The 8415-nt window shown below is 42.8% G+C and carries 7 protein-coding genes; 5 read left to right on the forward strand and 2 right to left on the reverse strand.

Annotated features, from left to right (window positions below; translation table 11 throughout):
• From hutI to hutG, 3 genes are all read left to right on the forward strand, one after another.
• A partial coding sequence (gene hutI / locus WBM49_RS09115) for an imidazolonepropionase (RefSeq protein WP_424371738.1) occupies positions 1-1189 on the forward strand: 1189 nt, incomplete at its 5' end.
• Between the two features lie 11 nt (positions 1190-1200).
• A complete protein-coding gene (locus WBM49_RS09120) occupies positions 1201-3222 on the forward strand; it encodes a urocanate hydratase (protein WP_424371739.1) in 2022 nt (673 codons plus the stop codon).
• Positions 3223-3240: 18 nt separating this feature from the next.
• The gene (gene hutG, locus WBM49_RS09125) at positions 3241-4212 is read left to right on the forward strand and encodes a formimidoylglutamase (RefSeq protein ID WP_424371740.1); all 972 of its coding nucleotides are present in this window, start codon (positions 3241-3243) and stop codon (positions 4210-4212) included.
• On the opposite strand, the gene WBM49_RS09130 is transcribed toward hutG, so the two are convergent.
• A complete protein-coding gene (locus WBM49_RS09130; protein ID WP_424371741.1) occupies positions 4204-5361 on the reverse strand; it encodes a homogentisate 1,2-dioxygenase in 1158 nt (385 codons plus the stop codon). The two genes, hutG and WBM49_RS09130, sit on opposite strands and share 9 nt — an antisense overlap.
• A gap of 565 nt (positions 5362-5926) precedes the next feature.
• Between WBM49_RS09130 and WBM49_RS09135 the strand changes: the two genes are divergently transcribed.
• Together WBM49_RS09135 and WBM49_RS09140 are read left to right on the forward strand one after the other, a co-directional pair.
• Positions 5927-7126 carry a hypothetical protein gene (locus WBM49_RS09135; RefSeq protein ID WP_424371742.1) on the forward strand — a complete coding sequence of 400 codons (1200 nt, stop codon included), beginning with the start codon at positions 5927-5929 and terminating at the stop codon, positions 7124-7126.
• A gap of 78 nt (positions 7127-7204) precedes the next feature.
• Positions 7205-7423, forward strand: coding sequence for a hypothetical protein (locus tag WBM49_RS09140; RefSeq protein WP_424371743.1), 219 nt, complete (start codon positions 7205-7207; stop codon positions 7421-7423).
• A gap of 1 nt (position 7424) precedes the next feature.
• Here the strand turns inward: WBM49_RS09140 and WBM49_RS09145 are convergent, their stop codons facing one another.
• Positions 7425-8327, reverse strand: coding sequence for a universal stress protein (locus WBM49_RS09145; protein ID WP_424371744.1), 903 nt, complete (start codon positions 8325-8327; stop codon positions 7425-7427).
• Positions 8328-8415: the final 88 nt, after the last annotated feature.

Raw genomic sequence — 8415 nt, forward strand, 5'->3', positions numbered from 1 at the left:
TAAAGGACCTGTTTCTGACAACTCCTTGACAATACTCACGGATGCCGGCATCCTAATGGAAGGAGAACAGATCCATACCATAGGAAAACACCGGGATGTTCTGTCCAGGGCCAGGGAATTCCAGGCAGAAATTATTTCAGTTGAGGGCCCTGTCGTGGCTATTCCCGGACTTATTGATTGCCATACCCATATTTGTTTTAGTGGCTCCAGGGCCAGGGACTATGCACTAAGAAACGCAGGTTCTACCTATCTTGAAATTGCCAAAGCAGGGGGTGGAATTTGGGACACAGTAACTCAAACCCGTGCCGCCACCCTGGAGACTTTGACCGATGGGATCATCCAAAGGGCAAACAGTCATCTGCAACAAGGCATCACTACCATAGAAGTTAAAAGTGGTTATGGTCTTAGCCTGGCGCAAGAATTAAAAATGTTGCAGGCCATAGTGCAGGCCAATACATCCACAGCTCCCGAACTAATAAGCACCTGTCTGGCGGCCCATATGTTTCCAAAAGATTTTGAAGGGTCCAGAAAAGACTACTTGGAGTTGATGGCCAACGAATTATTACCTAAGATCCGAAAGGAAAAGTTATCTAACAGGGTAGATGCCTTTATTGAGGAAGGCGCCTTTTCTCAGCAAGACATTGCCCCATTTTTTAAGAAGGCAATATCTCTTGGTTTCGATCTCACCGTACATGCAGATCAGTTTAGTGTGGGTGGCAGTGAAGTAGCCATTCAGTACAAAGCCCGGAGTGCAGATCATTTGGAGGCAAGCGGTACCAGGGAGATCGAAAATCTGGCAAAAAGCGACGTGATTGCGGTTGCCCTGCCCGGAGCTTCTTTGGGTTTAGGCTGTAATTTTACACCGGCCAGGGCCCTATTAGATGCAGGGGCATCGGTGGCCATTGCCAGCGATCATAATCCCGGCTCAGCGCCCATGGGGCAGTTGATCACTCAGGCAGCTGTTCTGGGTGCATTTGAAAAATTAACAACCGCCGAAGTTTTAGCCGGCATAACCTACAGAGCGGCGGCGGCTTTGGGATTAAAGGATAGAGGAATGCTGGCCATAGGAAAGTTGGCAGACCTCGTTTTATTTAAAACACCCGATCACAGGGAGATCTTATATCATCAAGGAAGTTTACACCCTTCATTGGTCATAAAAAATGGATCGGTTGTATATTCAAAAATGTAGCACTTTACAGCATGAAAAACTCAGCACCTACCGACTTCAAATCACAGATCCTTCAGGGCCTCCCTCTGGTATTACCTCCAAAACCTTCAGTACGAAGTAAGCATAGTCATGCTCCTAACAGAAAACAGCTCCTATCCACGGAAGAAAAACTACTGGCCATTGAAAATGCCTTACGATATTTTCCTGCTGAATGGCATTCGGAACTGGCTTCAGAATTTGCGCAAGAGATGGAAACCTATGGCCGAATTTATATGTACAGGTTTAAGCCCCCCTACCCCATGTACGCCAGGCCCATTTCCGAATATCCTGCAAATTCCATAGAAGCGGCAGCTATTATGCTGATGATACAAAACAACCTCGATCCGGCGGTGGCGCAACATCCGGATGAATTGATCACTTACGGAGGAAATGGAGCCGTATTTCAGAATTGGGCGCAGTACTTACTCACTATGCAATACCTGGCTACGATGACAGAACTACAGACCCTTCATATGTACTCGGGGCATCCAATGGGCCTTTTCCCTTCTTCCGGATCTGCACCGAGGGTGGTGATCACTAATGGCATGATGATCCCTAATTATTCGAAACCCGACGATTGGGAACGATACAACGCGCTGGGGGTTACCCAATACGGGCAAATGACAGCCGGTTCTTATATGTATATAGGGCCACAAGGGATTGTTCATGGCACCACTATCACCGTAATGAATGCCTTTAGGAAGGTTTTGAAAACAGGGGAATCTTCTGAAGGCAAATTATTCCTGACCTCAGGGATGGGCGGAATGAGCGGAGCACAGCCAAAAGCCGGAAACATAGCACGCTGCGTTACCGTTTGTGCAGAAGTAAATCCGGCTGCAGCCGAAAAAAGGCATACCCAAGGATGGGTAGACGAGTTGCATTACTCACTCACAACGCTGGTTAAAAGAACCAGGGAAGCTATGCAAAAAAATGAGATCGTATCCCTGGCCTATGTTGGGAATGTAGTGGATGTATGGGAAGAATTTTATACCGCAGCTATTTTTGTAAGTCTTGGATCCGATCAAACTTCCCTTCACAATCCATGGGCCGGCGGGTACTATCCTGCCTCGCTTTCCTTTGAGGAGTCGAACTCCCTTATGGTTGAAGATCCCGAACTCTTTAAAGAGAAGGTGCAGGAATCGCTTCGCAAACAAATTAGCCTTATAAACAAGCATGCTGAAAGAGGTACTTATTTTTTTGATTATGGAAATGCCTTCCTTCTGGAAGCCTCTAAGGCAGGGGCCGAAGTTATGGCAAAGAATGAGACAGATTTTAAATATCCATCCTATGTACAGGATATTTTAGGCCCCTTGTGTTTCGACTATGGTTTCGGACCCTTCAGATGGGTGTGTACTTCCGGGGATGCGGATGATCTTCGGAAAACCGATGCTATCGCCTTAGCGGTCATGCAAGAGTTAAAAAAGAAGGCTCCCAAAGAGATCCAACAACAAATGCAGGATAACATTCACTGGATTGAAGAAGCAGAAAAAAACAAACTCGTGGTAGGTTCTCAGGCACGCATCCTATATGCCGATGCAGAAGGGAGAATTGCTATTGCCCTGGCTTTTAATAACGCTATCCAAAAAGGAACACTTAAAGCGCCTGTTGTTCTGGGACGAGACCACCATGATGTTAGTGGCACGGATTCTCCTTACAGGGAAACCAGCAACATATACGACGGGAGTAAATTTACGGCAGATATGGCTATCCATAATGTCATTGGCGACAGTTTCAGGGGTGCCTCCTGGGTATCTATACACAATGGTGGAGGCGTAGGCTGGGGAGAAGTGATCAATGGTGGATTTGGGATGGTACTAGATGGTTCCGAAGCTACCGCCGAAAGGATCCGAAACATGCTGTTCTATGATGTGAACAATGGAATTGCCCGCAGAAGCTGGGCCAGGAATAATGAGGCAATCTTTGCTATCAAAAGAGAAATGGAACGCACTAAAACATTAAAAGTAACCCTTCCGCATAGCGTAGAAAAAAGTATTTTAGACACACTTTTTGAATAGTAAAGAAGCACATAGCAGATGAAAGGAACATACTCCCAACCATCACCCGAGCATTGGACAGGAAGAACCTCCGGCAAGCAGGCATATCTTCATGAAAAGGTGATTTTACATAATGCCCGGGACACCTCACCATCCATCTTTGGAGAGAAGGTATTTGCCCTGTTAGGCTATGCCTGCGATGAAGGAGTTAGAAGAAATTTTGGAAGACCTGGAGCCTTGGAAGGACCCAACGCCATCCGTACCCAGTTGGGTAAAATGCCTAATCATCTTCCGGAAAGCAATTCCCTGATCGATTTGGGCGATCTTCATTGTCCGGATGGAAATATGGAGGCTACCCAAGAAGCTCTTGATAAGCAGATCCAAAATATTCTTAACAAAAATGCCTTTCCACTTTTGCTGGGGGGAGGTCATGACATAGCTTTTGGGCATTACAGGGGTCTGAGAAATTATCTGGGAAAACAAAAACGCCTGGGTATTATCAACTTTGACGCGCATTTTGATCTTAGAAAGAACGATAAAGGGAACCATTCCGGGACTCCTTTTTATCAGATCGCGCAAGACGCAGCAAACCAAAACATCACTTTTCATTATCTCTGTCTTGGAATCAGAAAAGACGCCAATACTAGTGAGTTATTTGACACCGCTAATACACTGGGTGCTCAATATATTTCGCGGGCCGACTTCACCATACAAAAGCTTGTACACGTAGAACAGACCATCAAAACCTTCCTCTCCGGTCTTGACAAGGTGTATGTAACTATTGACCTGGATGGGTTCTCGTCTGCCTATGCTCCGGGGGTGAGTGCGGCTTCTCCCCTGGGTTTTAGTCCGGAAATTGTACTGGCCAGTTTAGCCGTTATTATTCGATCTCGAAAGCTGATGAGTTTGGATTTGGCTGAAATGAATCCTGCTTTCGACAGGGATGAACAGACTGCAAAATTAGCAGCAGGTTTGCTTCATTATTCCATGCATGAACTTGCCTTACTCTAACCAGGATTTAAAATACTTGCCATCGTCCAGATTAAGGGCTGTTTGTGTAAGCTGCAAAGGCCTGAAGGTATCTATCATTACGGCCAATTCTTCCGTTTTGGTTTTGCCAATGCTTGCCTCATAAGTACCAGGGTGCGGCCCGTGTGGAATACCCGCAGGATGCAAGGAAATATATCCCTGATCTATATTCTTGCGGCTCATAAAATCGCCATCTACATAGTAAAGCACTTCATCCGAATCTATATTGGAATGATTGTAAGGGGCAGGAATTGCCTGTGGATGATAATCGTATAACCTTGGGCAGAATGAACAAACCACAAAGGCACTTGTCTCAAAGGTTTGGTGTACCGGTGGCGGTTGATGCACCCTTCCGGTTATAGGTTCAAAGTCGTGAATTGAGAATGCATAAGGATAGTTATATCCGTCCCAACCAATTACATCGAATGGATGTGAGGCGTAGACCAGATGGTGTAAATGGCCTTGTTTTTTTACCTTAATTAAAAAATCCCCAAGTTCGTCATGTGTTTGCAGATTGGAAGGCAATCTAAAATCGCGTTCACAATAAGGGGAATGCTCTAAATGCTGCCCAAACCAGTTGCGGTATCTTTTTGGAGTGTAAATTGGATGATAGGATTCGGTGATAAGCATCCGGTTCTCTTCCGTATCGAAATGGATCTGGTAGATCATCCCTCTGGGGATAAGGATATAATCTCCGTAACCGAAAGAAATTTCCCCCAATAATGTTTTTATGGTCCCGGAGCCTTTATGAATAAATAACAACTCATCTGCATCCGCATTCTTATAGAAATAATTGGTCATGGATTTTTTGGGCGCAGCCAGGGACACATGAACGTCCGAATTAAACAGGATTACTTTTCTGCTTATCAAAAAATCATCTTCGGGAGAAAGTTCTAATCCTTTTAGTAAGCGCGACTTTACATGATACTCTACGGCTGCTTTTGGACTTATATCCTGAGTTTTGAGAATCTCCTTTACCTGGGTGGGCCGGTGTAGATGATACATCAAAGATGACATCCCATCAAAACCAATTGTCCCAAATAATTGTTCGTAATACAAACCCCCATCGGGTTTTTCAAAAATTGTATGTCTTTTATGTGGAATTGTCCCTAAAGAATGATATCGTGGCATGTGAAAACTGGATTAGAAATCTAGCCTAAAATTACGACAATTTGCAGGTACAATAAAATTTCTAGCAGAAAGAAATAAGGTAGCTGTACTGCATCAAAGTGCCAAAAGTTGGATGAGTTTAAAAGGTATTAAAAGAAAAAAGCCTCCCAACTTGGAAAGCCTTTCATTGGCTGAAACTATAAAAATAGTTTTCAACACTTGGCCTCAAATGAATGAAGCCCAACACAACGGTGTAAAGATAGCAAAGCTTTTTGATTTACTGTAGCCCTGATAGTATTATTCTGTTCTTCCCTATTTTAAACATTTGCAATTCAGCCAATAACTTGCTAATCATCATGATTTGACCCCGATATTTCTATAAAAAACATCGGTGAACTGCGTGGATGAACGATTACACCTTTTTGTAAGAAACGGGTGATAAACATAGAACTCGGACGTGTTGCACTCTGCTAAAATATTGAACGAGTATCTGTCTCCGTTGGTCGGGAACACATAGTAATCATCCTATTCCCCTGTTATTTTATGAAAGATCTGGTTCCCAAATAGGATCGAAAAGTAACCTACTATGAAGACTAAGTTTCTATTGCTATTGGTTTCAGTTTTCTCCCTGTACTCTTGTATGGAAGAAGTAACAACCATCTATGACCAACCTATTCCTTTAATGGAGGTTGTAGATATCCCTGTAGAAAATACCCAGACCCCACCAAGCTCATCATCGCCAGAACAGGTATTTGAATGGATGGAGCATATGCAGGCAGATAATGGATTAATAGAAAGTGCGGAGAATACCAATTTTGTCTCATTATATGACAATGCTCTTGCAGCTTTGGCTTTTCTTGCGAACGGAGATACTGACAGGACAGAATTGATCTTAGATTATTTCGACCAGCAATTGGAAACAGAATTTTACGGGAATAATGGCGGATTCTTTCAATACCGTGAGATTTCGGGAGAGAATGGATCCCGCATCTGGATGGGCGATAATGCCTGGTTATTATTGGCTGTTAATCACTACCACGAGTTCACTAACTCCAATAAATATGAACATTTAGCCTATGAATTAGAAAATTGGTTACGGTCTTTACAAACGGAAGACGGCGGATTACAAGGAGGCATTAATGAAGATGGAACCCTAATACCTAAGGTAACCGAAGGAATGATTACTGCCTTTAACGCCGTACGTGGTTACGATGATTTTCATATGGGAATCCTTAAATTCTTAGAAGAACAGCGATGGGACCTTACTGAAAGTGTATTGATCACTAAAACTCAAAATCCGGCCTATAATTATGCCTTGGACCTGTATACCCTGGGGTATTTGATCCTCGAAGATTTTCCAGTAGAGATCTTGTCTAAGGCCACTCGTTTTCTAAACTCACAAACGGCTACCGTTCAAGGTAAATTGGTAAATGGTTACTGCTTTGATGATGATAAGGATGTGGTTTGGCTGGAAGGTACCGCTCAAATGGCCTTGGCTTTTAGTGCCGCCGCTCAAACGGGAAATGCAGAAAATATCGTACTAAATATAGAATCAACCTTTATTCAGAGTTCAGGCAGCGAGAATGGTATTGGAATTCCCTATACAACCAATCATGGAACAAACTTTGGTGCTACTTTTTTATGGGATCATGCAGACATCAAACCTACCATCTCTTCTAGTGCCTGGTACCTTTTTGTAAAACAATCCTTTAATCCGTTTCAATTGGAAAAAAATAAAGGAATTCCCGCTGAGGAAAAATTCTGGACAAATTCTGGTGTAAACTAACAATGAAACTTATCCATTTTTTGCAAATTTCTTAACATAACATTCCAGGCCTGGGTTGTAATTTTACATAAAAAAGAAATGAAGACTTCGGCTATGTTCTGGGTGGGCGCTACCACCCTGGTTTTATTCACCGTGACTATTATGGCGGCAATGAACTTTCCCTTTAACTGGGTATTTTATGTTACGGTATTTGGGCAGCTAATGATCGTATATATGGTGTATAAAGTATTGACTGATGATTATACCACCAATAAGACCTTTAAAGATTTCTATGAGGACTATCCGATTGAGGAATAGTCTATTTAACCGCCTGAAATTCTTTTATTTTTGATGCGTATACAGGAACATTCATTCCCAATTCCGGAATGACCAGTAAAGGTACTTGTGTATGAAATGCCAGGTGTTTTACCACTGGCTCCCTGGTCATTCGTTCCATATAACTGTGTTGATAATTTAACATAGCCAAAAGGTGAATATCTAACTCATCGGCAAATATATCAAGGGTTTTGGAAACGGAGTTACGCTCGGATACGGTATGGACATAGTGATCTATATCTGCAAAATACTTTCTCAACATAGATAAATTGAACTGCTGTATCTCGGAAAGTGCCTTGATCTCATTTTGAACATATACTATCCTGATAGTAGCCTTAAAACTCTTGGCCAGCTCCATCAACGGACTTAACTCGGAAGCGCTGTAATACCGTTTAAAATCAGTAGCAAAAACGATCTCCTGAGGCAGTACATACCTAAACTCACGTGGAATGGTAAGTACCGGACAATTCCTTACAGCCTTAATAATGCGCACGGTATTGCTTCCCAAAAACACCTCATCAAAGCCCGAGGCGCCTTTTGTCCCTGTTACTACCAGGTCGATAGATTCGGTATCAATGATATTTTTTACCTCATCTACCAGCAGATTAAAGGAGGATAAGGTTTTAAAACTATGATTCCTGTTCTTATAATTTTTATTGATTCGATCTAGAATTTCTTGAAGTCCTCTTAAGGACGATTCCCTGCTCCCTGCATCAATGACGCCTGGTTGCAAGCTTGAGGCCATAAACCTGTTGTTAGGGATTACAGGGGTATAAGTGTTCAAAATAATAAAGGTACATGCCTCTGCTTTGTACAATTCCAAAATATACCTGATTGCGTTCCAGGAATTTTCAGAAAAATCTGTAGGTAATAGAATATTTTTCATAGGCTTTTTACAACTTCAACAGCGGTAAAAGTAGACCCGATGATAGCTCCAAACAATGACTTTTGTCAGGTTTTAAGCCACCTACCTT

Source organism: Muriicola sp. (assembly GCF_049669965.1).
Taxonomy (GTDB): domain Bacteria; phylum Bacteroidota; class Bacteroidia; order Flavobacteriales; family Flavobacteriaceae; genus Muriicola.

Bases quoted from the DNA above. Each gene is read 5' to 3' on its own strand.
- WBM49_RS09120 (WP_424371739.1), top strand. From the start codon at position 1,201: ATGAAAAACTCAGCACCTACCGACTTCAAATCACAGATCCTTCAGGGC.
- hutG (WP_424371740.1), top strand. From the start codon at position 3,241: ATGAAAGGAACATACTCCCAACCATCACCCGAGCATTGGACAGGAAGA.
- WBM49_RS09130 (WP_424371741.1), bottom strand. From the start codon at position 5,361: ATGCCACGATATCATTCTTTAGGGACAATTCCACATAAAAGACATACA.
- WBM49_RS09135 (WP_424371742.1), top strand. From the start codon at position 5,927: ATGAAGACTAAGTTTCTATTGCTATTGGTTTCAGTTTTCTCCCTGTAC.
- WBM49_RS09140 (WP_424371743.1), top strand. From the start codon at position 7,205: ATGAAGACTTCGGCTATGTTCTGGGTGGGCGCTACCACCCTGGTTTTA.
- WBM49_RS09145 (WP_424371744.1), bottom strand. From the start codon at position 8,327: ATGAAAAATATTCTATTACCTACAGATTTTTCTGAAAATTCCTGGAAC.